The following is a 25,208-nucleotide window of genomic DNA, read 5'->3' as shown; positions in this document are numbered from 1 at the left end:
TGTTTAATTTAGGGTTGACGCTCAGGTGTACTGTTTTGGTTGTTGTGTAAGAATTGAGGCCAATCGCTACAACTGGTGAAATCTGGTGAAATCTCCGAAATCTCGTAACTTACTAGTAGCTTCCTTGGTGGCTGGTGCTGTCTTGGGCTGTACCCACCAAGTTATACCGACCACACCAGCGCTAGAGGCTAAACCAGTGATTAGCAGATCTGTTACTGATCTAATTCAGATTGAACCCTTACCGATTGCGACCAAGTATAGGAATCAGTGGACTCCTGAATTGGAATCGGAATTCTGGGTGCGAGCCAACCAGGCCATTCAGTATTACGGTGGTAAAGGTTATGGCAACAACTACGGGGAAAATGAGAAGCGGTCTTATCCCTATGCCATGTTTGATTTTATTTTTGGCAATCGGGAGAAAGCCCTAGAGTTTCTGCAATCAGAAGATGCCCAAGCTGAAGATAACCAACACACTGAGGGTATTGACTACTATTACGCTTTCACCCTCAAAGGACAAATCCGAAAATACTTCTTCTTTGGGCAATTTCTCGACCCGACCTACAAACAGCGAATGTTTGACGGTGCTAAAACCTGGACAGAAACAGACCCCAACGGGCGTCCTCACCCCATTTATGGTAAGGGAAAAGGTGGTGATGGTTGGGGACCGGATGTGCGAGGAGGTTGGGTGGATGGACGCAACACGGACAATCTCCGGGCAATGCGAGAGATTTCCGTTTATCTGATGGCGGAGGAAACCGGAAATGAAGAGACTAGGCGTCTGTATAAAAAGAAAATTCAGCGCTATGTCTGGGCGCTCTACAACATTGGTATGGGAGAGTGGGATTCAGAGACTTACCATGGTCACACCTTTGCGGCTTATCTAAATCTCTACGACTTTGCGAAGGAGCCGGAGGTGAAACAACTGGCGAAAGCGGCTCTAGATTGGATGTCAGCGGCGGCAGCAGTGAAATATTATCGAGGTGGTTTTGGCGGACCGACTAAGCGGGATTACGGCAAAAGTAATGTGGTATACGGAGCCAGTGCTGCCCGTCTGTTCTGGCTTTATTTTGGCGATGTTACCTTAGTGAATCCTAAGCCAGAACGGGATGTAATTCACGTAATTACTAGCGCCTATCGACCTCCCCAGGCGGTGGTAAAGTTAGCTCGTAAGCAGTTTCAGAAGCCTGTGGAAATCCTGGCGAGTAAACCAGTCTACGAAAATTGGAAAGCTGGAGGTGAGGATAAACCAGGATATTGGGAAACCACCTTCTTTGGTCATACCTATCAGTTGGCGAGTTTGGCGGGTGAATTCCCTGATGGTGATGTCGGACCATTCAAGCTAATGGCATACAATCAAGAGCGGGGTGTGGATTATTTTGTTGCTAATACTGGTGGTGATTGGGTGAAGCCAGGAAAACATCAGGGAGACCAAGTTGGGCAATACCGTAACCTAGTTCTTTGGTTAAGACCAGCTACGGATAGACCATTCTTTTTCCAATTACCTAAGACGGCTCAAGCAGAAATAGAAGATGGGATTTGGTTCTTTAAACTGGAGAAAACCTGGTTAGCGATTCGCTCGATTAATTTGGATACCTATACTGAGGTGGCTATACCCAACCAGAAATTTGCCCAGCTCTATAGTCAGGAAAAAACTCTGAAGGCAACACCCCTAGGCAATAGCTATGCTGGCTTTGCTCTAGAAGTAGGAGAGGAGGAATCTCATGGTAACTATGAGGATTTTAAACAGGCAGTTAAGACAAAAAGTCAGTTAGATTTACGTGAAATTGCCATAGGTAAAGTGCAGTGGATTGGTAGCACTGGTGAGAGTCTTAAACTGACCTACAATCCTAAAAATGACTTGCCAAGTCTGACGCGAAATGGGATAAAACATGACTGGTCAAAACACCTTGATCTGTACAAACCAGTTAATGGGAATGGACCAATTTCTCTAGGTTGGAAAATAGGTAATCTCCGGGTTGACGCAGGGGATTTGGTGTTTGAAAATTGATTGTTAAGTGTTGAGTGTTGATCGCTGAATATCCCCTAAGATGATGTCTGAAACCAAGGGTGCATCTCATATTTGTAAAAAATTTGCGTAGGGTGTGTTAGGGTAGGGGGGGCCTCATTTTCCGCCTCGTAGCCAGGTTTTAGACAGCCCGCCCCGTAACGCACCACCTTGTCAAACAACAAAAATGAGATGCACCCGAAACCAATAGTCAGTAATTATATGGTCATATAAGTCATTTTTTAACCAATAACGTTGATTATATAATTCATGATTATGGAGTTTAGACTAACTGGTGTTGAAGGAGTTGTAATCTCTTCAGCGCATCCTCATTGCTTAGGTCTGGTGCCCTAGAAAGCAGAAGGTTAAAATTTTCAATAGGATCGGTTAAACAAGCACCATTAGCCCCCTACTAGGGTGACTGATACGAAACTTGTCAGACATGTTAACGTTCAAGGCTAAAGGTCTTGCTTCTCCCATGGAGGAGGGGCTTGCTTGGAAATTTTATCAATAAGTTAGGATTTTAGCCCCGATGTATTTATGAGAAACAAAAAAAATAAGTCTTTATGGATAAATCTCTATTTTTAGATCATCAAGAAAATGCCAAAAATCAGGAAACTATCAAGCCGAAGCGGCAAATTTATCCTTTACTACTGAGCCTATTGGGTTTAATCCTAGCTGGGATAGCTGTGTCAAGCAAGTATTTTGTATCAACATCCCAAGATAGAACAATCCCACTAAGTGGTCGGATTGAGGGGGACGAAACTGATATTGGGACGAAAGTTGGAGGTAGAGTTAATTTTGTAGCTGTGCAGGAAGGGAAAGAAGTAAACAAAGATCAGAACATTGTGCGGCTTGACGATCAAGAAATTCAAGCTCAGTTAAAAGGTGCTACTGCTCGTTTAGTTTCTGCTCAGCAACAGGAACTTAAAGCCCGTCTGCAAATCAATTTAGTCGAAAGTCAGATTCTGGAGGTGCAGCTAAATCTCAAAAAAGCACAAGAAGATACCAGAGGTCAAGTCTTACAAGCTGAGGCATCAGTTGCAGCTAATATTGCTCAACTTAATCAAGCGTTTGCTAAGTTAGAAGAAGCTCAATCTGAATTAAACTTAGCAAAAGCTAATCGCGATCGCTTTGCTCAATTGGTGGAACAGGGAGCCATAAGCAAACAACGATTTGACCAAACTCAGACAACGTTTGAAAAAGCCCAAGCAACTGTTAAAGCAAGTCAAGCATCAGTTAATGCCATCGGTAAATTAGTAAATGTAGCACAGGGTCAGTTAGTACAAGCCCAAACCTCTACTCTCAACCCAGAGATTATCAACGCTCAACTGAGCAGATTACAAACTCAGTTAGCCCAGGCTCGTTTACAACTGGCTATGGTTCAAGCTGAAGTTGAGATTGCCAAAGCTTTCCAACAAGAGATTAAAAGCAAAATAAGTGATCTGAAAATTGCCAGTCCCATTGATGGTGTGGTTATTACTCGTCTAGTTGAACCGGGAGAAATAGTTAGTGCTGGTCAAACACTCTTAACGGTGATCGATCCCAACAATGTTTATCTACGAGGATACATTCCTGAAGGAGATATTGGCAAAATTCGAGTAGGACAGAAAGCTAAGGTATTTCTTGATTCATACCCATATCAACCTTTAAGTGCTACAGTGACTACTATTGATAGTCAAGCATCCTTTACTCCGGAGAATATCTATTTTCGGGAAGATCGGGTGAGACAAGTCTTTGGGATTAAAATCACTATTGATAATCCTGGGGGGTTTGCTAAACCAGGGATGCCAGCCGATGCCGAAATTATTACTGAATCGAATACAGTAAAAATACAGATGAGAGATTTGAGGGAATGACAAATATATAAGATAATAGTCAATAGTTTAACTGACGGATATCAATGTTTAACTCAGATATTTTATGGAATATAGCGTTTATCAAGTTGGTGAGGGACAATTCCTAACCATCTACCCAGCTTTGTATAGGGGTTTGGGTATTGAGGGCTGTACCTCATGATTCCGATAAACGCTAGATAGTGATGTATCTAACGAATTGCAGACGACAGCAATGCAATCTTTAGATCCCTTTAAATCCTAGATACTAATGGGTTTAGATGAATTTAGAAAATGGACTTTATGAAAACTGTAATCATTGTTGGTGCTGGACCCTGCGGACTATTAATGGCTCACTATTTGTTGCAACGTGATAGTAAATATTGTGTCGAGCTATATGACAAACGCCCTGATCCAAGACTTAATCCTCTGTCAACTGCTCGCTCCCACATTATTTCCCTAGGGTTTCGAGGACGAGCCGCCCTTCGTGAAGTTGGTTTAGAGTCCTTGGCAATAGAACGGGGAACAATGGCTTTGGGACAAGAAATCCATAATTCCCGTGGAGTCGTTCAATCTATTTCTCGAAAACAACCTCGACTCCTGATCGAGCGCAATGTCCTCACCAATCTTCTTTTAGAAACCTTGACCAAACGCTATGATGCTAGTCGCCTAAAGATACACTTCCAGCACGAATGTATAGCTGTCGATCTAGAAGCAAAATCGGCTGTTTTTCAATCAGCTTCAGGCTATCAACCATGCAAAGCCTACGATCTTTTGATTGGAGCTGATGGGCTACGGTCTAAAGTCAGAAATATACTACAGCATACAACCGGTCTTGAGGTCAAGCTCGGCAAAAGTCAGATTGAGCTTAAAACTTTAACGCTGCGCTGTCCTGAAAATCACCCTGAGTTGACATTAAATAGGGATAGTGTTCATTTGTATTCTTTGGGATCGTCTGGAAGTCTTCTGTTTTGGCCTACACCTAATGGAAATTACAACGGTATAGTTTGCTTTGCTCGATGGTATAATCGTTTAGCCAATATCTCATCGGGTTCAGAGGTTTTAACCTTCTTCAGAAAGTATATGGGGGATTTCAGGCAGTTGATATCACCCGAAGAAGCCGAGGCTTTTGCCCAGAAGCCTTTCTTCGAAACAACAACGGTGAGGTGTAGTCGCTACCACTTTGGCAATAGTGTTTTGCTAGTTGGAGATGCTGCTCACGCCGTTTCAGCCATTATAGGCCAGGGATGTAGTGCGGCTCTCGAAGATGGTCTAGTGTTTAACCAACTGCTAGATGAATATGATGATAACTTAACCCAAGCTATCCCTCAATATACCCAATGCCGTCGCCCCGATATGATCGCCCTAGAGCAAATAAGCCATAGCCTGTTTCCTTTAAATATTTATCTAGTAGGTCTAATGTTGCTGAAGCACGTGTTTGATCGCACACTCCATCGCTGGTTTCCCAAGTTTTGGACTTCCTCTTCAGTGGATATGATATCAGAAACCACTATCCCCTACCGTCATATTTTGCACAGCCATTCCCGTTGGTTTAAAATAATAGATGTCTTATATCATGTCAGCTTAAATGCACCTAATATAGAAGAGTTGCGTACGCTCAAAGCCACTATGCCCAAACGAATCAGTATCATCCCGCATCTGACCATTGATCAATTAGAACAACGTTACCGTCAGACAACTGATGGGATTGAGCGCTCACACTATCAAATCATCTGGTTACTCGCCCTTGGCCTACCCACCGAGGAAGTGGTAGCAGTAACTGGCTATAGTCGGGACTGGATTTATGAGCTGGTGCGCAGCTACAACCGCCTCGGAGTAGAAGCGTGTGCGTGATTTACGCCGTCACAATCGAGGAGGTGTACCGAAACTCAATGATGTACAACAAGCCCAATTGCTCGAAGCCTTACGCGGACCTGCTCCGGAGGTCGGTCTGGGTCATGGACGCTGGCGTCACTGATTACCTGCACGAAGCCTTTGGCATCTGTGTGAGTCGTCAACAAGGGTGGGTGTATCTCAAACAAATGGAATTCCGCTTGAGAGTACCTCGTCCGGAACATCAACAGGCAGATTGGAAAACTCAGGAGGAGTGGAAAAAAAAGCTGGCCGCCGAGGTAAAGAGGGTGCAACAGGAGTATCCCGACGCTACCGTCGAGAAAAAGGCCGAGGATGAACATCGTATTGGCTTGCAACCACTGACCCGTCGCATCTGGGTGGAAGCAGGGGTTCCGCCCATAGGCAAAGTTAACTGGAAGCGAGAATGGTTGTGGTTGTATGGTTTAGTCCAACCCCAAACTGGAGAAACTTACTGGTGGCTTTTACCCAAAGTCAACACCAAGCTATTCTCCCAGGTGCTCGAAGATTTTTCTCAGCATTTCGGAGTCGGTTCAAATAAACGAGTGATTCTCCCTCTCGACCAGGCAGGCTGGCATATGAGCACAAAGCTGCAAGTCCCAGAAGGGATTCACCTGTTACCCCTGCCACCCTATTCTCCTGAGTTACAGCCCGCTGAGCGGTTATGGCCGTTAGTCAATGAACCGTTAGCTAACCTTGCCAATGACCGCTATGAAATGGTCGAAGATTTGGTCGAACGTCGATGTCGCCAATTACTCCAACAGCAGAAGTTGATTGAGGGCTTGACATTCTATCATTGGTGGCCCGAGGTGAAAGTGGCTTAATCAGGGGCATTCAACCCGACATGATATTAAATCAGCTAATTCTGTGGAAAGGAAAACATTCATTTAATTATAAACTATTTTTAATAAATCTATTCACTGATAAATTTAAAGGTAAATATGATTGACCAGAACTTTTTAGTTAAACCGATGTGAGAGTTGTTCAAGTTAAAATTTAAATCGCGCTCAGTCCATAAAATAGTAAAAGGAAATTTTAAAATGGCAAAAATTGCGGTAGTAGGAGCAGGTCCATCGGGTTCTTCAACAGGATACCATCTAGCTAAAAATGGTCATCATGTAACCTTAATTGATAAAGAATCTTTTCCCAGAGATAAAGCTTGTGGAGATGGTATCACTGCTAAAGCAGTTAGGGCATTGACAAAAATGGGGATTGATTATGAGTATTTAAAAAAATTAGCTTCAGAGTATTATTTATGGAATTCTTCAATAATTAGTTATTATAGCCAAGAATATCACCAAGAATATAGTGATTGGAGTATTTGTATTCCTAGATATATTTTTGACAATATTATCTACGAAAAAGCTATTGATGCTGGATGTATTCATCACCAACAATCTGTTACTAATATTTCTCAATTTAGATCTAATTTTAAGCACGAATTTGATTATATAGTTGATGCTCGTGGAATTTTTGCTGGTGAATGTAATGTTATTGGTATTCGTGAATATTGGACTTTACCTATAGAGTTATTCCCTCATTATTATCATTATAATATACAAGTTTATCTTGAACAAGAGTTAGGATCTCAAGAGTTAGGATCTAACGGATATCTTTGGATTTTTCCAGTGGGTTTAAATGATAAATTATTGAAGATTAATGTAGGACTTGGTTTGTCTCTCAAGGATTATGAGAGAAGAGGAACTAATTTGATTCGTTTCTTTGACGAATTTGTGGTCAGGCATCATGTTGCAGGTAAGTTTCTAGATAATGTAGTTACTAGAACTAGAAAAAAAGTATATCCATTAGCTACAACTAAGTGGAACAATAAAATTTATGAAAATAATATTTTTAAGGTTGGTGATGCTGCAAATTTAACAGATCCTGTTACGGGGGAAGGTATTCATAATGCTATTGCTAGCGGTTTTTATTTAGCCCAAGCAATTAATATGAGTGAAGATATTGAAAGTGTTAAAATTAATTATCAAAAATTCTACCAAAAATATTTTCAAAAGAAACTAAGAACAAGACTATTGCAAGAAAAAATGTTGTCACTTCCTGTACTCAGAAATTTCTTGCTATACAAGATAGGTAAATTAAGTAAATAATATGTTCTTGTGAGAGCCTGTCAAGCACTTTTATTTTTGATATTCTTTTAGTACCCTAGCTGTTTATCTGCCTTTTAGCTGTTTTACCTTCCTATGTGCGGTTTAAGATGAATTTATAATATCCCAAAGAACCTTGGTTAGTATTAAAAGCAAAATGCATTAATAGACCTGGGACAGCATTTCTAACCAGGTATTTTGGCAGTAAAAAAGTTAAAACTTTTGACCGCCAATAAGATTTAAAAAAAAGTAGTGACAGCGATTGCAAGCGCAAAAGAGTTGGTTGTATGGCAAAGGTTAAGTCTTCTCTTGTTTCCACAGAAAAACCCACATTTTTGGCAACCTCAGTCCAATCTTCAAGTTCACAGAAACCATGTTGCACTGCCATGCCAATTTCAGTAAGTTGAGTTAAGGTTTGTAACTCTTGAGAAAAACTTTCCAGTTTAGCTTGACGATAACCATCAAAAATAACGAGTTTTCCCCCCGGACGGAGGATGCGGAAAATTTCAGCTAGGGTGATGCGGGGTTGATGTGCGTGACACAGACACTCGCAAGCAAACACCAGATCGAATGATTGTGACGGGAAATTTAAGCAATTAAAGTCCCCGATTTGATAAGTTAAGTTGGTAAAATCCCTTACCTTGCGATTAGCTATGGCGATATGCGACGGTGTTAAATCGATGCCAACAAATTGAACGCTGGGAAATTGCTGAGCTAAAAATAGACTATTAAATCCTTTGCCGCAACCCACTTCTAGAACGTTCGTTGCACCCAGCTTATCGATTTGTTCAGCGACAATTCGAGGTTGAGCTTGGTAGCCATCAACGTTAAAAACACCATCAAAATTTAATGCCATGTGAATGGCATCTTCAGCGGAATGATAGAGACGATAACCTAACTCGCTCTGGGTGTAGTAAGGAACCGTAATATCGGCATCAAATTCTTTTAACATGCTATCGCGACCAAAAAAGTGATCAATTTGAGCAATGGCATTTTCTAAGGATAGTTCTTCAGTTGGTTGATAATAATTATTTTTTATACCTGCTGTCAGAAGTTTAATAATTAATTTTTTCATGCTATTTCACTAAAAATAAGTGGCTAATCTATCTATCTTGCCAATCCCGATTTCAGGTTAATTATGATACTTTTGCAATTTAAAAAGATACAAGCATAAGATAAACAATCCTACGGCTATTATCACCAGTAAAAGTAAGGGTTGCCACAACATCTCAAACCCAATTCCTTTTACTATAACACTACGCAGAATAAAGATGTAATAGTGCAGTGGATCTAGAAGGGTCAATCCTTGAAACAAAGGAGGCATAGCTTCAATGGGGGTGTAAGCTCCAGATAACTGCACTAGAGGCAAATTAATAAAAAGCGTGGTCAGGAATGCTTGTAGCATATTCTGGTTTAGCAGACCTAAGATTAGTCCTAGTTCAGATGTCAGCACAATATAAACAATTGTGCTAGTCATAAACATTGGCCAACTACCACGAAATGGTAGGTCAAAGACAACCAGGCTAAAGCCGGTTGCCATCAACACCATGACTAGGATAATCCCCACAATGGAAAGCAGTTTGCCTAGAAGCACTTCCCAAGGAAGTAGGGGAGTAAGCAAAAGTTGTTCAAAAGTGCCATAGTCTTTTTCTGCTGTCATGGTGGAGGCAGCGGCAAAAGTGCTAATTGCCGTCAAAATTACCCCCAATACCCCCGGCACAAAATACCAACTGCTCACCAGTCCGGGGTTATATAAAATAGTTGTCTGTAGATTAATCAGGGAAGATTCAGGGGAATTGTCATTACGATAGCGATACTGACGGATGATTTGGCTGAGATAACCCCGAAGAATACCGACTCGATTAGCATCAACCCCGTCAATCAGGACTTGCAGCTCAGCTAAGTTACCTTGAGAGAGTTGGCGATCAAACTCTGGCGGAATTACAAGGGCAACCTTGACTTTTCCTGCCAGTAGCGATCGCACTAAATTCTTTTCTGCCAAAGTCTGCACCCTAGTAACAACTACATCACTCGTCGTTAGGGTTGCAATCAGCTCTCGACTGGCTGAGGACTGGGCATAGTCCACTATCCCTAAGCTAACCTGTTCAACACTGGGGTTAAGGGCAAAGCCGTAAAACATTACGAAAAACACTGGTACCAAGACAATTGTGGTAATAAGCTGGCGATCGCGGAAGATATTGGTCATTTCCTTGAGAACAACTGCCCAAACACCTCGACCTGGGAAAAATCCGAGCTTACTCTTCGCCATGTTTGATTACGGTTTTCTATCTCTGCCGAATTCGCCACCACGATAACATGAACATTCCAATTCTCAGCAGGAATAGAATAGGAATAACATGGCCAATACGAAGCCAGCCCACACCTACTACAAATGCATCTCGGGTGAGTTCAATATAGTAACGAGCTGCCACGACATTGGCAACCAGTGACAGTGGCCAAGGAATATTTTCCACAGGGTAAATAAAACCTGACAGCCAGGTAGACATTAAAAGTCCAGTATTCATAACACTCTGCACAGCAACCAAGGCTTGCTTGGAATAAACGCCAACTACCAGTCCATAAACCACACTGACCATCAAAAACAGCCCAGTGCCCACTAGCAGCGGCCAAGGATTTGCTACTGGCCAAAGGTCAAACAGCAACCCCCCCAACCCCATCAACAGCACCGCTTCGCCGATGGCAATCAGTACATAGGCCAAAGCCTTCCCCAGAAGAAACTCCCAAGCACTAATCCCTGATGCTTTGACCTGAACTAACGTCCCTTGTTCTTTCTCCCGTACCACCGCCATTGCTACTATCAAACCAGGATAACTAAATAAAATGACGGCATAAACACCCGGCACAATAAAAAGAGATTCTTTTCGCCCCGGATTAAACCAGATACGGGTATGAGCGAAAACATCGGGACGCTGAGTCTGGAAACCCTGTTTTTCCAAGAAAAATTGAGTGGTAGCACGAAGGCTGTTCTGGATGACCCGAGCATTGTTCACATCTGTGCCATCGATTATGACCTGGAGGGCATTGATTTTTCCCCCTTTCAATTGCCGTGAAAAGTTGGGAGGAATAACCACTATTGCTTGAGCGATGCCCCGATCAAGCAAGTCCATGCCATCGGTTGTGGTAGCTGCTACAGGCTTAAACTGATTAGTGGCAAAAACCTGCTCAATATAGGCTCGACTGAGGGGGCTATTGTCAAAATCTCTAACGGCTAATGGTACATCCTTAATTTCAAGGCGAATGGCAAAGCCAAAAATCAGCATGGTCATTAAAGGCAACAAAAAGATCAATGCTGCCCCTAGGCGATCGCGACGAAATTGCGCCAGTTCTTTGATGCACTGAGCCAAAATCCTGTCCATCGCGCTACCTTTTCTTAGGATGTTGTGAAATGTTGAGAAACGCTGCTTCTAAGGAGAAGGGGATGGGAGTGATTTGGTGAGGTTCAACTTCTACCGAAGCTAGATAATCCTGTAGCTGGGAGATATTTGACGGCTGATCCAGAATCATCTGGATGCGATCGCCCATAAATACCATGCGCCAAGGCTCAAATTGTTGTTCTAAGCTATACAGGGTGTTTTTGGGAGAGGCAGACAAAATTTCGACGAGGGTACCGGTTTGCTGGGCTTTGATAGCGGCAGGAGACCCTTGCAGAATTAGCTCTCCCAACCGCATAAACAGCAGATTAGTACAGTATTCCGCCTCTTCCATAGAGTGGGTAGTGACAACAATCGCTGTACCTTGGCGGGCAAACCCCTGAAGAATTTGCCAGAACTGCCGTCCCACCAGAATATCCATGCCACTGGTAGGTTCATCTAGAAACAGGATATCTGGCTCGTGTAGAATAGCAGCTCCGAAAGCCACTCGCTGTTTATTCCCCCCAGATAGATTTCTAACCCGTTGATTAGCGGACTGGGTTAAGCCAAAAGTCTGAAGTATCCAATCGATGCGAGCATTACGTTGCTGACGAGGAACTCCATAAGCTCGACCAAAAAAAGACAAATTTTCTAGGATGGTTAAGTCTGGATACAACGTCAATTTCTGACTCATGTAGCCAATTCTTTGCTTTACTGAGGGTGAATAGGGTAGCAAATGCTCAGATGTGTAGCAAATTTTTCCGCTACTGGGACGCAGTAGACCACATAGGAGCTTCATTAGTGTCGTTTTGCCAGCACCATTGGCCCCCAGCAGTCCCAAAATTTCACCTCGACTAATAGTAAAGCTTAGCGATCGCACGGCCTGAAAATTACCATAAACCTTGCTGACCTGATCAACCTTCACTATCCAATTAACATTAGAAGCTGAGTTATAGGGTGGTGAAGATCTCTGGGACACTGTAGAGAACAACCCTGGAAAACTTGTCTTTACCCCTGAGGATCGCTGCAAATGATTGGCCATGACATGCTCCAGGGTAGGATTGGCAGGGTGTATCCGAGCTGAGGGCAGTTGGTGAAGATGTAATATTTGTTGTATGGCCTCCTCTGCAGAGATAGCCTGTTTGCTCACAAAAACCATCATGCGATCCCCCAGGGGTTTGAGATCTACGACTGGAGTATGGTTACTAGCGATCGCATTTTGCAAAGCCTGTTCAGTTGCGGCAAAAATTGGCCCCGATGCCAACATTGGATCCTCAGGCACCACCTCAAAACAAGATAATTCCATACTGGCACGCAAATCTTCTGGAGGTCCGATTTGTTGAATGGTGCCGTTGTGGATTAAGGCAACGCGATCGCACCGTTCTGCCTCATCTAGATAATGGGTTGCCACCACAATAGTAGTTCCCTGCTGAGCAATTTTTGCTAAAAAGCTCCAAATCTCACGGCGGAAGACAGCATCAATACCAGTAGAGACCTCATCCAACAGTAGAATTTGGGGCTGGGTAATCAATGCACAGCATAGAGCCAGCTTTTGCTTCATTCCCCCTGATAAATGTCCTGCTAATCTATCAGCAAAAGGCTTAAGGGCTAACCATTGGAGATACTGCTTTCGGCGAGATTGAAAGATTTCCTCGGGTAGACGACGCATTTTAGCGTAGTAACGGAGGTTTTCCTCCACACTCAAATCGGAATACAGTGAAAACTGTTGTGTTAAGTATCCTAGGGATGACCTTACCATTGCTGGTGGTTGTCCCATGACCCGAATCATTCCAGACGTTACTTTTTGTACCCCAGCTAAAGCTTTTATTGTGGATGTTTTACCAGCACCGTTGGTACCTATCAAGCCAAAAATCTCGCCGGGATACACTTCAAAGTCAATGCCATTGACAGCAGCAAATTTATCGTAATACTGTCGTAATCCTTTTACTTGAATAATGGCTTGATTTTGTTTCATTCCGGTTTTTTAGTTTGTTGAATCCTGTGCTAATACCACTGGCTTGCCTAGGGGAGGCATTGATGTTTTAACTGACGTTAACTAGGATATTTTGGGCTAATTAGTCACGAAGCAATATAGTTGCTTACTTAAATAATTCACTAGTTGTATTTTTAAAACGACATTTTATTTTTTTTGTCAAAATTATTTTCGATGATAATCACTGAGGCAATATATAGCGCTAGTTTTTTTGGGCTACCAAGCCATGAAAGTTTATTCACTAGATGGAAAACTTAGCAAATAATCAGGCGTTGCTGAATCAATTAATGAATCGGAGTAGAGTGGGCATCCTGCCCGCTCCACAAGATATCGAACGGGCAAGATGCCCATTCTACAAAACTTTTCAAATCATTCCATTATTCAGCAACGCCAATAATCAGGGTTTCACGGGTTGTTTTCCTGTTCCTAATCTGCGTTCGCGTCGCGTGACCTACGGTCAATCCCTTTTGGTAAACAACAAAAAATCCCCCACCGGAAGGCAGGAGATTTCAATTAATTACCTACAATTCAAATACCTAAAAAGCTAGTTTCAGCAACCATTAGCCAAACGCACCAGCTGTCGAGGCAATCAAGAATGCCGCGTAGGTAAGTATATAACCAACCGTGAAGTGGGTTAAACCAACCAGACGAGCTTGAACGATGGACAGCGCAACAGGCTTATCCTTCCAGCTAACCAAGTTAGCCAGAGGAGTACGCTCGTGTGCCCAGACCAAAGTTTCAATTAGCTCTTGCCAGTAACCACGCCACGAGATCAGGAACATGAAACCAGTTGCCCAAACTAGGTGTGCCAATAGGAACATCCAAGCCCAGACAGAAAGGTTGTTCGTTCCAAACGGGCTGTAACCATTGATCAACGGAGCAGAGTTAGCCCACAGGTAATCCCGGAACCAGCCCATGAGATAAGTAGAGTTCTCATTGAACTGAGCCAAGTTACCTTGCCAGACGCACAGATGCTTCCAGTGCCAGTAGAAGGTCAACCAGCCTAGGGTATTGAGCATCCAGAACATGGCGAGGTAGAAGGCATCCCAAGCAGAGATGTCGCAAGTACCGCCACGACCAGGACCATCACAAGGGAAGGCATAACCGAAGTCCTTCTTATCGGGCATTAGCTTGGAACCACGGGCATCCAGCGCACCCTTGACTAGAATCAGGGTGGTGGTGTGCAGACCTAGAGCGATCGCATGGTGTACCAAGAAATCGCCAGGACCAATGGTCAGGAACAGGGAGTTAGTTCCGCTGTTGATGGCATCCATCCAGCCAGGTAGGTAAGCTGCACCAGCGCCAGAAGCTAAGCTATCGGGATTGGACAGCAGAGTATCAAAGCCGTATAGCAGTTTACCGTGAGCCGCTTGGATGAACTGAGCAAATACTGGCTCAACCAGGATTTGCTTCTCGGGGGTGCCGAAAGCAACCACGACGTCGTTGTGGACATAGAGTCCTAAGGTGTGGAAACCTAAGAACAGAGTTACCCAGCTCAAGTGAGAAATCAGAGCTTCTTTGTGTTCCAGCATCCGGGCTAACACATTATTCTTATTAGCCTCTGGGTCATAATCCCGCACAAAGAAGATGGCACCATGAGCGAATGCTCCAACCATCAGGAAACCAGCAATGTACTCATGGTGAGTAAACAGTGCTGCCATGGTGGTGTGATCCTTGGCTATGAAAACATAGGACGGCAGCGCATACATATGATGGGCTACCAAGGAACAGACCACAGCCAAACAGGACAGAGCTAACCCTAACTGGAAGTGGAGAGAGTTGTTGATGGTGTCATATAGACCCTTGTGACCCTCACCTAACATGCCCCCAAAGGGAGTACCTGCCGGAGGATTGTGGGCACTATGAATCTCCTTGATGCTGTGACCAATACCCCAGTTGGTGCGGTACATATGACCGGCAATGATGAAGATCACTGCGATCGCCAAGTGGTGATGGGCGATATCGGTCAGCCACAAGGACTCAGTCTGGGGATGGAAGCCACCCAAGAAGGTCAGAATCGCTGTCCCTGCACCCTCAGAGGTACCAAAGATGTGTCCAGCGGTATCTGGGTTCTGGGCATAGACTCCCCAATTCCCGGTAAAGAAAGGTCCTAATCCAGCTGCATGGGGTTTGACACTCAGGAAGTTATCCCAACCAACGTGCTGTCCGCGAGATGCGGGGATAGCCACGTGAATCAAGTGACCTGCCCAAGCTAAGGAGCTAACACCCAACAAACCTGCCAAGTGGTGATTCAGCCTAGACTCTGCATTCTTGAACCAGCTCAAGCTGGGGCGGAACTTAGGCTGTAAGTGCAACCAACCTGCAAACAGTAATAGGGATGACAACAATAACAAGAACATGGCACCACCATGCAGTTGGTTATTGGTTGTCATGCCAATGGTGTAAAACCAGTGGTAAACACCAGAGTAGGCGATATTTACGGGGTTAGAAGCACCAGCTTGGGTGAAGGCATCAATTGCCCCTGAGCCAAATTGGGGATCCCAAATCGCGTGGGCGATGGGCTTGACAGTTTCAGGATCTTTAATCCACTCTTCAAAGTTACCTTGCCAGGCGACGTGGAACAGGGTGCCAGAAGTCCACAAGAAAATGATTGCAAGATGGCCGAAGTGAGAAGCAAAAATCTTTTGATATAGATTCTCCTCGGTCATGCCATCATGGCTTTCAAAGTCATGGGCTGTGGCAATCCCGTACCAGATTCGACGTGTTGTCGGATCTTGAGCGAGGTCCTGGCTAAATTTTGGAAATTTTGTTGCCATATGCTTTAAGGAAATTCTCCTCGCTGACCTATGAGACTTATGCAATCATGCTGCTCATTGTTTTTTGTTAATTAACTCCCTGGAACCGAAGTTCCAGGTTGCTTAGGGTATCGACAGGCGAGACACAGGTTATGGTATCCCACTCAAGGTTTGGCATCGATTCCTGGTAACCAGTTATCCCACTGACAGGATTCGTGCCAGGAAGAATGACCAGGTAACGACGATTCCTCCCAGGAGGTAGTGAGCTACCCCCACAGCCCGACCCTGAGTGATGCTCAGAGCACGAGGCTGAATCGATGGGGCTACTTTCAATTTATTATGGGCCCAAACGATGGATTCGATCAGTTCTTGCCAGTACCCACGACCACTAAATAGGAACATCAGGCTAAAGGCAAAGACGAAGTGACCAGCTAGGAACATTATGCCGTATGCCGACAGAGCTGAGCCGTAAGATGTGATTACATTTGAGGCTTGTGCCCACAAAAAGTCCCGTAACCAGCCATTGATGGTGATCGCACTTTGGGCAAAGTTGCCATTGGCAATGTGAGACACAGTCCCATCCGGGAATACTGTTCCCCAGACATCAGATTGCATCTTCCAGCTGAAGTGGAAAATAACCACAGAGATGCAGTTATACATCCAGAACAAGCCTAGGAACACATGATCCCAACCAGATACTTGGCAGGTACCGCCACGACCTGGACCATCGCAGGGGAAGCGGAAGCCTAGCTCAGCTTTATCGGGGATCAGACGTGACGAACGGGCAAACAGTACCCCTTTGAGCAGAATTAGTACAGTGACATGGATGGTGAAGGCATGGATATGGTGAACCATAAAGTCCGCAGTACCCAGCTCAATCGGCATCATTGCCACTTTACCGCCTACTGCTACAACGCCTCCGCCAAAGGCATAGCTAACGGTTTCCAAAGCATTGGGAGCAGTTCCTCCCGGCGCTAGGTTGTGGATGTTTTGAATCCACTGGGCAAAGATTGGCTGTAGCTGAATCGCCGTATCAGAGAACATATCCTGAGGGCGACCCAAAGCCCGCATCGTATCGTTGTGAACGTACAGACCAAAGGCATGGAAACCCAACCAGATACACACCCAGTTCAGGTGAGAAATAATTGCATCCCGGTGACGGATAGCCCTGTCTAATAGGTTGTTCACATTCTTGGCTGGGTCATAGTCCCGCACCATGAAAATAGCACCATGGGCTGCACCTCCCACAATACAGAAGGCACCAATCCACATATGGTGGGTGAATAGGGACAGCTGAGTACCATAGTCTGTGGCAATGTACGGATACGGAGGCATCGCGTACATATGATGAGCCACAATGATGCTCAGAGAGCCTACCATGGCTAGGTTAATCGCTAGCTGGGCATGCCAAGACGTAGTCAGGATTTCATAAAGACCTTTGTGTCCTTCGCCAGTGAACGGACCCTTATGAGCCTCTAGAATTTCCTTCATGCTATGACCAACACCGTAGGTATTACGGTACATGTGGCCAGCAATGATGAATAGGACTCCTAGAGCTAAGTGATGGTGAGCGGTATCTGACAACCACAATCCACCGGTTACTGGATTGAGACCACCATGGAAGGTGAGGAAGTCAGAGTAGACGCCCCAGTTCAGGGTGAAGAAGGGGGTTATGCCCTGAGCAAAACTGGGATAAAGATCTGCCATCAAGCTCTGATTGAATAAGAACTCATGGGGCAGTGGAATCTCACTAGGAGCCACCCCAGAATCCAAGAGCTTGTTGATGGGCAAAGACACATGGATCTGGTGAGCTGCCCAACTTAGGCAGCCGCAGCCCAGCAGCACAGATAAGTGGTGGTTCATCATCGACTCCACGCTCTGGAACCATGACAGTTTCGGAGCTTTCTTGTGGTAGTGGAACCAGCCAGCAAATAGCATCAGGGCTGCCATTACCAGACCACCAATAGCTGTTGCGTACAGTTGGGTGCTATTGGTGATACCGGAAGCACGCCACAGCTGGAAGAAACCAGAGGTGATTTGGATGCCGTGGAAGCCCCCACCAACATCGCCATTTAAAATGCCTTGACCAACCACAGGCCAAACCACTTGAGCACTGGGCTTAATAGTAGTGGGATCACTCAGCCATGCTTCGTAGTTGGAAAAACGAGCACCATGGAAGTACATGCCGCTCAACCACACAAAGACAACGGCTAGGTGACCGAAGTGTGCACTAAAAATTTTGCGAGAAACGTCTTCTAAGTCACTGGTATGACTATCGAAATCATGAGCGTTAGCGTGAAGGTTCCAAATCCAAGTGGTGGTTTTGGGACCTCTCGCTAGGGTTCGATCAAAATGACCTGGCTTACCCCACTTCTCAAAGGAAGCTGGTACCGGGTCTTTATCGACCTCGAGTGGCATGAGGAATCTCCTCTCTAGACAAGGAACGACTAATACCCCTAGGGGAGTTTTATTTTTATGGATAAGAAAGCACTTTTCTAATCACTGCTTTCTAACGGCAGCAAGGACCTGTTCTGAATTTACGTCAAAACGGATACCTCCCTTAGAAGATAATAGGTCTTGCTTCAGGGGATTTTTGAATTTAGTTAAAAATAGTTAACAATTTTTTTGGCAATTGTCAATTATTCTCAATTAGCGGTATTACTATATATACCACTGTTTGTGTCTAAGCCCTCATCAGAAAAAATCAAAATTAACTATAGAAGAATTCAATGATATTTTTTTCACAATGTTACAAATTGCAAAGAAATGCTAAATATTTTTTGAAAAGAGTGTCCCCGATCTATAAAGAGGACCCTCAAAGGTTAAACGTCTAGGGATATGGTTAATACAGAAGCGGAATATTTATAAAAAAGCGGAAGACTTGAAACAGGGGTGCGACCCCGGGGAGATCCCCTAACCAAGGGAACGGGCACCAAGAGGGAAAAAGTGAGAACACACTTGATCATCCTGCCAATAGGCAACCCCAACGCTCATAGACCAACACCATTAGACAAGCAGCAAGACTAGAGGTCAACCTGTAAGTTAAGATTAAAGGCTGGTGATCAAAGGAGATGGCTTGTTGGGTAGGAACAGCCAGATAATCATGGTGAAAAGACTTTTTTTCTTCCTAATCACAACGATTTTAGTTTGGGGTCTGGTGGCCTGTGGAAGCGATCGCATCAAGACATCGAAGGGGTTTGGCATCGATGGCAGCTCCCAAACCAAGCAAGTTAATCAGTTATCAGAAGTAGGGCCACCCCTAGCTATTCAAGAACTTAGTCAGAGCCTAGAGGCTTACCGGCCTCAAGTCATCATTGTCAGACCTGGTGATGACATGGTGCTCGAAGATACAACAGTATCAGTGAAATTTCAGGTTCAGGACTTGCCAATTTTCCAAGATCCCGATCTAGGTATAGGTCCTCATCTGAACCTCATCCTGGACAACCAACCTTTCCAAGCCATCTATGACCTAGACCAACCTCTAATCCTAGAGGATTTATCCCCTGGCACCCATACCTTGCGGGCATTTGCCTCTCGCCCCTGGGATGAGAGCTTCAAAAATAAAGGTGCCTATGCCCAGACCACATTTCATATCTTTACTAAAACTGACGACAACAACCCAGATCCAGCCCTGCCACTGCTAACTTACAGCGTTCCAAAAGGCGACTACGGAGCCGAGCCCATTATGCTGGACTTCTATTTGACGAATACGCCCTTGAGTAATACCCCTCTGCAGCTAGTGGCTCAAGACAATCTAGATGATGATAGTGTTGATTGGCATATTCGGGTTACTGTCAACGGTCAAAGTTTCCTACTCGACCGTTGGGAATCGATTTATCTGACAGGGTTTAAAGAGGGCAAAAACTGGGTAGAGTTAGAGTTTCTGGATGAACAGGGCAACCCAGTCAAGAATGTTTTCAACAACACAGTAGAGGTGATTAACTACCAGCCTAACGGTGAAGACACCCTTTCCCAGCTAGTACTAGGTCAACTCTCGGCTGAGCAAGCTGGTGGTATTGTAGACCCGAACTATCAGCCACCGCCAACCCCAATACCTGTACCAGAAGTCACACCAGCTCCGAGTCCATCACTGACTACTTCACCTACAGTAGAGCCAACACCAGAGCCAACACCAATACCCTCGGTTGTTCCTATAGTTGAAGAACCTCTAACCTCTGAACCGACTTCCCTAGAACAAGAAACTACAGAAGAAGACACTACACCACCAGGGGAATTAGACACTACTGAAACAGAGCAAATACCAGAACTAGAGGAATCTGTAACACCCAGTGAACTGCCAATAACTCTGGAGGAAGCAACCCCTGGCGTTGAGCCCAACCTACCTGAGGTGGAAACAACTTTGGAAGCAGAAGAGCTGGTTCCTGCCACTGAAACCCCAGTACCAGTTGAGGAAGCAACTACTGGCGCTGAATCAGTAACCCCTCTACCTGAACCGTCAGAAAAGCCAAAATTAAACATCTGGAGTCGCTTTGGCAGTTTCTTCGGACGTTCCGCTGTCACCCCTAGCCCCTCACCTGAAGCGCTAGAGGAACTGGACATTACATCAGAGGAACCTGTGGTAGCTCCGAGGGAATCTGAGTCCACTAGTGTGGTTGAGGAGATATCGGCAGAACCGGCAGTAGAGACAGGGGAGGATGAGTCCACTACTGTGGTAGAAGATAGTTATGAACAACCGGCGGTAGCTCCAAAGGAATCTAATTCAACTAGTGTGGTTGAGGAGATATCGGCAGAAATGGGAGTAGAGACAGGGGAGGATGAGTCCACTACTGTGGTAGAAGATAGTTATGAACAACCGGCGGTAGCTCCAAAGGAATCTAATTCAACTAGTGTGGTTGAGGAGATAGCGGCAAAAGCGGCAGTAGAGACCAGGGAGGATGAGTCCACTACTGTGGTAGAAGATAGTTATGAACAACCGGCGGTAACTCCAAAAGAATCTCAGTCCACTGCTGTGGTTGAGGAGATATCGGCAGAAGCGGCAGTAGAGACCAGGGAGGATGAGTCCACTACTGTGGTAGAAGATAGTTCTGAACAACCGGCGGTAGCTCAAAGGGAATCTAAATCCACTAGTGTGGTCGAGGAGATATCGGCAGAAGCGGCAGTAGAGACCGGGGAGTATGAGTCCAACACCAAAGTCGAAGATAGTTCTGAACAACCGGCAGTAGAGACAAGGGAATCTGAGTCCACTACTGTGGTTGAGGAGATATCGGCAGAACCGGCAGTAGGGAATGGGCAGTCTGAGTCCAACACCAAAGTCGAAGATAGTTCTGAATAACCGATAGTGGCAACACTTGAGTGCGATCGCACTATCACAATAGACAGTTAGCCCATTGCTAGATCAACTGTTTGAGCACCAAAGGCGATCGCTTTTAGCGTGGCCTACGGCCAATCGCGTAGCGTGCGCCAATGCGCAATCCCTGAACCAGTGGGGATGGCTGGTCGATGCTCGATGTGCAGCTGGCGGTGGCTCCCCAAGCCGCCCTGCATCGATTTCAGTACTCAAAGTCGATTGTTATGACTTTCTTTATTAAGTTTTTTTGTAATAGTGCCAGCTATCAGCATAACTCCCCAAACTTTTCCCGATAACGAGCCAACAACGATTCCCTATCTGCTAATTGATTTATTACCGATTAGCTATTATTAAAGTGTATCTATAAACTCTGTCTAAGAGTAGTGTTGGTTTAAAAGTTTCCCTGGGTAATCTAGGATTAGGCGATAAGTGCCGATTCATCCTTCAGCCTTAATCCTTCCTAAAAGTTTGTACTAATCAAAAATTATGGAGTAGATAAATCAGGTGAAACCCTATTTACCAATCCAACTATTAACAACATTATTTGTAATCACAACCAGCACCCTCACTCCTGCTGTTTCTAACGCTCAAATCGATTTAGCCTGTTTCATGCGGGATGCCAATGGCAATCTGATTGACCTTGGCAAACTTTGCGGCATATCAAAGCAAAACAGTTCAGGGGTGATTACAATCCCGATCAAACGCCGAGTCTATAACACTCCTGTGATTGATGTCACCTTTAATGGTAAACGAACCTTTGAAATGGTGGTTGATACAGGAGCATCCGTCGTGACAATTACCCCAAAAATGGCAAAAGCTTTGGCATTGAAACCAGAAGGAACTGCCACGATGGATACAGCTAATGGTACAGTAGATGTACCCCTGGGTCGCTTGGCCTCCGCTGCCGCAGGAGGTATTGTGGCTAACAACCTATTGGTTGCTGTGAGTCCATCCCTGTCAATTGGACTGCTAGGACACAATTTCTATCAAGATTATGATCTGACGATTAAGCAAGATGTCATTGAGTTGCACCTTCGTTAATCCGTAAGGTTAAACACACGCTCTTTACACAGGTTTGGGGAACTCGCCAACAAGAAAGCGATCGCTTAATCAAATCAATCATTTGGGATTCCGTCAGGGTAGAGGCTGCTTCATCCCACATCACCCTGATCACGCGACCTCTACGCACTAGGAACTCGAAGACAATTTCACCAGCTACCCCTAGGGGTAGGTTCAACCGTTGCAGATGTTGGGTTAAACAGGTTGTCCCTATTTCATCTAATCCCTTAACTCTGACCAACTGTAACCTGTGATGGCTGATTGCCGCTGAGCTTAATATCTCTGACTTCACCTTTTGAATCAATCTAGGACAGACCAAGGTCAATTCAAAATTATCTGGTGATTGAGTACCGAAATAGTCCTCAGTGATTATTTCTGATTCCTGATCGCCAGAATATGGATTATCATTATCATTGTTCCTATCCTGAAGTGTCTTAGAAGTAATATACTCCTGAGGGATAATTTCTGATGCCTTACCGGGAGCATATGGATTATCATTATCATTACTTAGCTTAGATTCCTTGGACCTGTTTTGCCTATACTCTGACTGTTGAATCCAAGCTTTGGTTTTAACCCCTAATTTCCTATATTCACTTATTGGTAGGACAGACCTTGGGATAGGAGAAGACCAGGCGGTGGGAGAAGACAAGGCAGAGAGGGAAAACAGTAAAGATCGGTTAATCTTAGAGTTCTTAGGTGTCCCCTTTTTCCCCTGGTCATGAGGAAATGGTTTTGAATTGATGTCAATTCCTGCTTGTCTGCGGCTCCCCTTATCCCCTGCTCTCAACCCTGAACGCCACTTCTGTAGCCTGAGTCTATCCTGAATTGCACTAGCAAAAGTACTTTTGATCATGCCTTCCCAGTTAACTCCTTCTGGTATTGTTACTGGTACTTGCATCGATATCAGGTGGCTTTCTCCTGCAACCGTTACCTGATCACTGACAGCAACAAAAGCGGTGTACTGGCACAATAGTTGATAACTCAACGCTGTTGCGGTCACTGCCTCTACCCCAGCTTTGGTTTCACAGCTCAACATTTGCTGCATCAGGTGTTTAATCCTTGCTCTACCCCACAGCTGGGCAATGGCTGGATTGTCGGCTTGATCAAAATTGAGGTTAAATCTTTTCTCGTAGTAACTACCATCCGCCCTAGTACCGGTAATCCTGAGAGTACCAGTAGGGATTGTTCGGGTAGCGTAGCCTTTTGGCCAAGGTTGGTTTGGGGTTAGGGTTGAATGTTGTTTGGTTGAAAGTTCTAAGGCCGTAGGCCACGCTACGCGATCAGCTGTAGCATTCGAGTCGGGTTGGTTATTCTCCAAACCTTTAACCTTCAACTTACTAACCTGCAACTGTTCTGCCTGGAACTCTGGACTCAGAGAAATGCGTCCACAGATAACCAAAGGCTGCTGGGTAAATAGATCCGGAGTGGGATTGGGATAAATTATCGCTTCCCCTGGGCCTTCCCAAGTAACGTGAATATTGGTTAGCACTGGGTTATTAATTTGACGGAAAAACTGTTCCGCTACTGCTTCAGTTGGTTCATCCTGACGCACCATTCTAGCTATTCCCCGTCCAATTTCAGCTAAGCGATTGAGCAGAAAGCGGTTCGGAGAACTGCCGACACCAAAGCTATAGATGCGATTTCCAGGTTTAAGCTGTTGCTGTACTTCTGCTAGTACCTGATTCTCATTGCTAATGTAGCCATCACTTAGCAGTACAATACTCCGTAGTCGTCCCTCTGGTGCAGCCGGTAAATTCAGCAAGTTACGAATACCTTTGAGTAAATAAGTACCACCGTTGGCTTTTAATTGATTGATGTAGTTAATCGCCTTTCTACAGTTTTGGGGGGTATTCGATAAGGGTTTGGTAGATAGCTGGGTAGCAGTATCTGAAATATCAATAATGGTAAAGGTATCCTTCGGATTGAGTCCATTAATAAACCGACGCATCAATTCCTGAGACTTTAGCAGAGGATCCCCCATTTGAGAACCAGAGGTATCGATCAGGAACACCACATCCTTTGGCACAATCTCATCGGTGCTATAGTCCAAAGCGGGGATAAGATACACAGCAAAATGATTGCCCCGTTGATCTGCGTGGGTAAGTACTGTTGTCTGAGTTTGCTCCTTGGCAATCCCATAGCGTAGAATCAGGTCTTTGTTGGGAATCGTGTCTTCCTGACTCAGTTTTACCCGCAGGATTTGCCCCTGTTGTTCAATGTTAATCTGATGGGAGGTAGAATAAACCTCTGTAATTGCTACTCCAGCGTCAATCTCGACGGTTACCCCAATGTCATGACCTGAGCGCATGTCTGGCGGAATCAAGGGTGGAGTGATCCGGGAAGCATCGGGAACGAAGTCAGTATCCCCACTCTCATCAATGGGAGTACCAGGTATGAAACGGGGGCCAACTACCATTGGGAAGACAAATTCATAATTACCCCCCTGGAACTGTAGCTGATCGGTATAGCGAATGGTGACCTCAATTTGCTCCCCTGGTTTAATGTGAGCTAGAGATTGAGTAAAAATATTATCCCGTTCTTGCTCTAAGAGTCCCGCAGTCCGCCCCTGACTGCAAGCTTGCTCGTAGATAGTTTGAGCCTCTTCCCGTTTTTTGATATTGCCCTCAATTATGCGATCGCTTAATTTAATCTCCATCTCATCCACCGCCGCTTCATCCGGTAGTGGAAATATATAGACCGCTTCTAAGGGTTCGCTGAACGGATTCTCAAAGGTCTGTGTGACCTCTACCCGTGACAGGTGACCGGTAATTTTTGCGTAAACCTCTGTATGTTTCAGAGGAAATACCGAGTGTTCCTCGTCTTCGTTAACGTATAGTCCCCCTAGCAACTGCTTGGAGCATAATAGTGCATGAGTGGGCATGGGCATTTACCTTAAGATTGAGC

The 25,208-nt window shown here is 44.9% G+C and carries 14 protein-coding genes and 2 pseudogenes; 9 read left to right on the top strand and 7 right to left on the bottom strand.

Annotated features, from left to right (window positions below; translation table 11 throughout):
• Positions 1–85 precede the first annotated feature (85 nt).
• The 5 genes and pseudogenes from F6K49_RS08575 (at position 86) to F6K49_RS08555 (ending at position 7,820) form a co-directional block, all read left to right on the top strand.
• Entirely contained in the window at positions 86–2,008 is a 1,923-nt protein-coding gene (locus tag F6K49_RS08575) for a hypothetical protein (RefSeq protein WP_293017515.1), read from the top strand.
• A 563-nt stretch (positions 2,009–2,571) separates the two neighbouring features.
• On the top strand, positions 2,572–3,864 hold the full coding sequence (locus F6K49_RS08570; RefSeq protein WP_293095805.1) for an HlyD family efflux transporter periplasmic adaptor subunit: 1,293 nt from the start codon (positions 2,572–2,574) through the stop codon (positions 3,862–3,864).
• Between the two features lie 270 nt (positions 3,865–4,134).
• Positions 4,135–5,103: pseudogene (locus tag F6K49_RS08565) on the top strand (FAD-dependent monooxygenase); the annotation flags it as partial.
• A 366-nt stretch (positions 5,104–5,469) separates the two neighbouring features.
• A pseudogene (locus tag F6K49_RS08560) lies at positions 5,470–6,536 on the top strand (IS630 family transposase).
• 156 nt (positions 6,537–6,692) lie between these two features.
• A complete protein-coding gene (locus F6K49_RS08555) occupies positions 6,693–7,820 on the top strand; it encodes an NAD(P)/FAD-dependent oxidoreductase (RefSeq protein WP_293095802.1) in 1,128 nt (375 codons plus the stop codon).
• Positions 7,821–7,911: 91 nt separating this feature from the next.
• Here F6K49_RS08555 and F6K49_RS08550 read toward each other — a convergent pair whose 3' ends face one another.
• The 4 genes from F6K49_RS08550 to F6K49_RS08535 are packed head-to-tail and all read right to left on the bottom strand — an operon-like array spanning position 7,912 to position 13,163.
• On the bottom strand, positions 7,912–8,892 hold the full coding sequence (locus tag F6K49_RS08550; RefSeq protein ID WP_293095799.1) for a class I SAM-dependent methyltransferase: 981 nt from the start codon (positions 8,890–8,892) through the stop codon (positions 7,912–7,914).
• Positions 8,893–8,949: 57 nt separating this feature from the next.
• On the bottom strand, positions 8,950–10,086 hold the full coding sequence (locus tag F6K49_RS08545) for an ABC transporter permease (protein WP_293095796.1): 1,137 nt from the start codon (positions 10,084–10,086) through the stop codon (positions 8,950–8,952).
• 16 nt (positions 10,087–10,102) lie between these two features.
• Positions 10,103–11,194 (bottom strand): ABC transporter permease, encoded by a 1,092-nt coding sequence (locus tag F6K49_RS08540; RefSeq protein ID WP_293095793.1) that lies wholly within the window; start codon positions 11,192–11,194, stop codon positions 10,103–10,105.
• A gap of 4 nt (positions 11,195–11,198) precedes the next feature.
• Positions 11,199–13,163, bottom strand: a complete 1,965-nt coding sequence (locus F6K49_RS08535; protein WP_293017520.1) for an ATP-binding cassette domain-containing protein — start codon at positions 13,161–13,163, stop codon at positions 11,199–11,201.
• 263 nt (positions 13,164–13,426) lie between these two features.
• Between F6K49_RS08535 and F6K49_RS08530 the strand changes: the two genes are divergently transcribed.
• Entirely contained in the window at positions 13,427–13,729 is a 303-nt protein-coding gene (locus F6K49_RS08530; protein WP_293017521.1) for a hypothetical protein, read from the top strand.
• 12 nt (positions 13,730–13,741) lie between these two features.
• On the opposite strand, the gene psaB is transcribed toward F6K49_RS08530, so the two are convergent.
• Together psaB and psaA are read right to left on the bottom strand one after the other, a co-directional pair.
• Positions 13,742–15,958, bottom strand: a complete 2,217-nt coding sequence (gene psaB / locus F6K49_RS08525) for a photosystem I core protein PsaB (RefSeq protein ID WP_293017522.1) — start codon at positions 15,956–15,958, stop codon at positions 13,742–13,744.
• A 174-nt stretch (positions 15,959–16,132) separates the two neighbouring features.
• A complete protein-coding gene (gene psaA / locus F6K49_RS08520; RefSeq protein WP_293017523.1) occupies positions 16,133–18,355 on the bottom strand; it encodes a photosystem I core protein PsaA in 2,223 nt (740 codons plus the stop codon).
• Between the two features lie 685 nt (positions 18,356–19,040).
• Between psaA and F6K49_RS08515 the strand changes: the two genes are divergently transcribed.
• The 3 genes from F6K49_RS08515 (at position 19,041) to F6K49_RS08505 (ending at position 22,286) form a co-directional block, all read left to right on the top strand.
• Positions 19,041–21,230 (top strand): hypothetical protein, encoded by a 2,190-nt coding sequence (locus F6K49_RS08515; protein ID WP_293064346.1) that lies wholly within the window; start codon positions 19,041–19,043, stop codon positions 21,228–21,230.
• Between the two features lie 55 nt (positions 21,231–21,285).
• Entirely contained in the window at positions 21,286–21,486 is a 201-nt protein-coding gene (locus tag F6K49_RS08510) for a hypothetical protein (protein ID WP_293017525.1), read from the top strand.
• A 263-nt stretch (positions 21,487–21,749) separates the two neighbouring features.
• Positions 21,750–22,286, top strand: coding sequence for a retropepsin-like aspartic protease (locus F6K49_RS08505; RefSeq protein ID WP_293017526.1), 537 nt, complete (start codon positions 21,750–21,752; stop codon positions 22,284–22,286).
• Here F6K49_RS08505 and F6K49_RS53245 read toward each other — a convergent pair.
• Positions 22,264–25,185: a VIT domain-containing protein gene (locus F6K49_RS53245; RefSeq protein WP_366514145.1), complete on the bottom strand. Its 2,922-nt coding sequence runs from the start codon at positions 25,183–25,185 to the stop codon at positions 22,264–22,266. The two genes, F6K49_RS08505 and F6K49_RS53245, sit on opposite strands and share 23 nt — an antisense overlap.
• Between the last annotated feature and the right edge of the window lie 23 nt (positions 25,186–25,208).

The organism is Moorena sp. SIO3I6 (assembly GCF_010672095.1).
The sequence above is the reverse complement of the archived record's forward strand: the minus strand, read 5'-3'. Positions and strand labels throughout refer to the sequence as shown.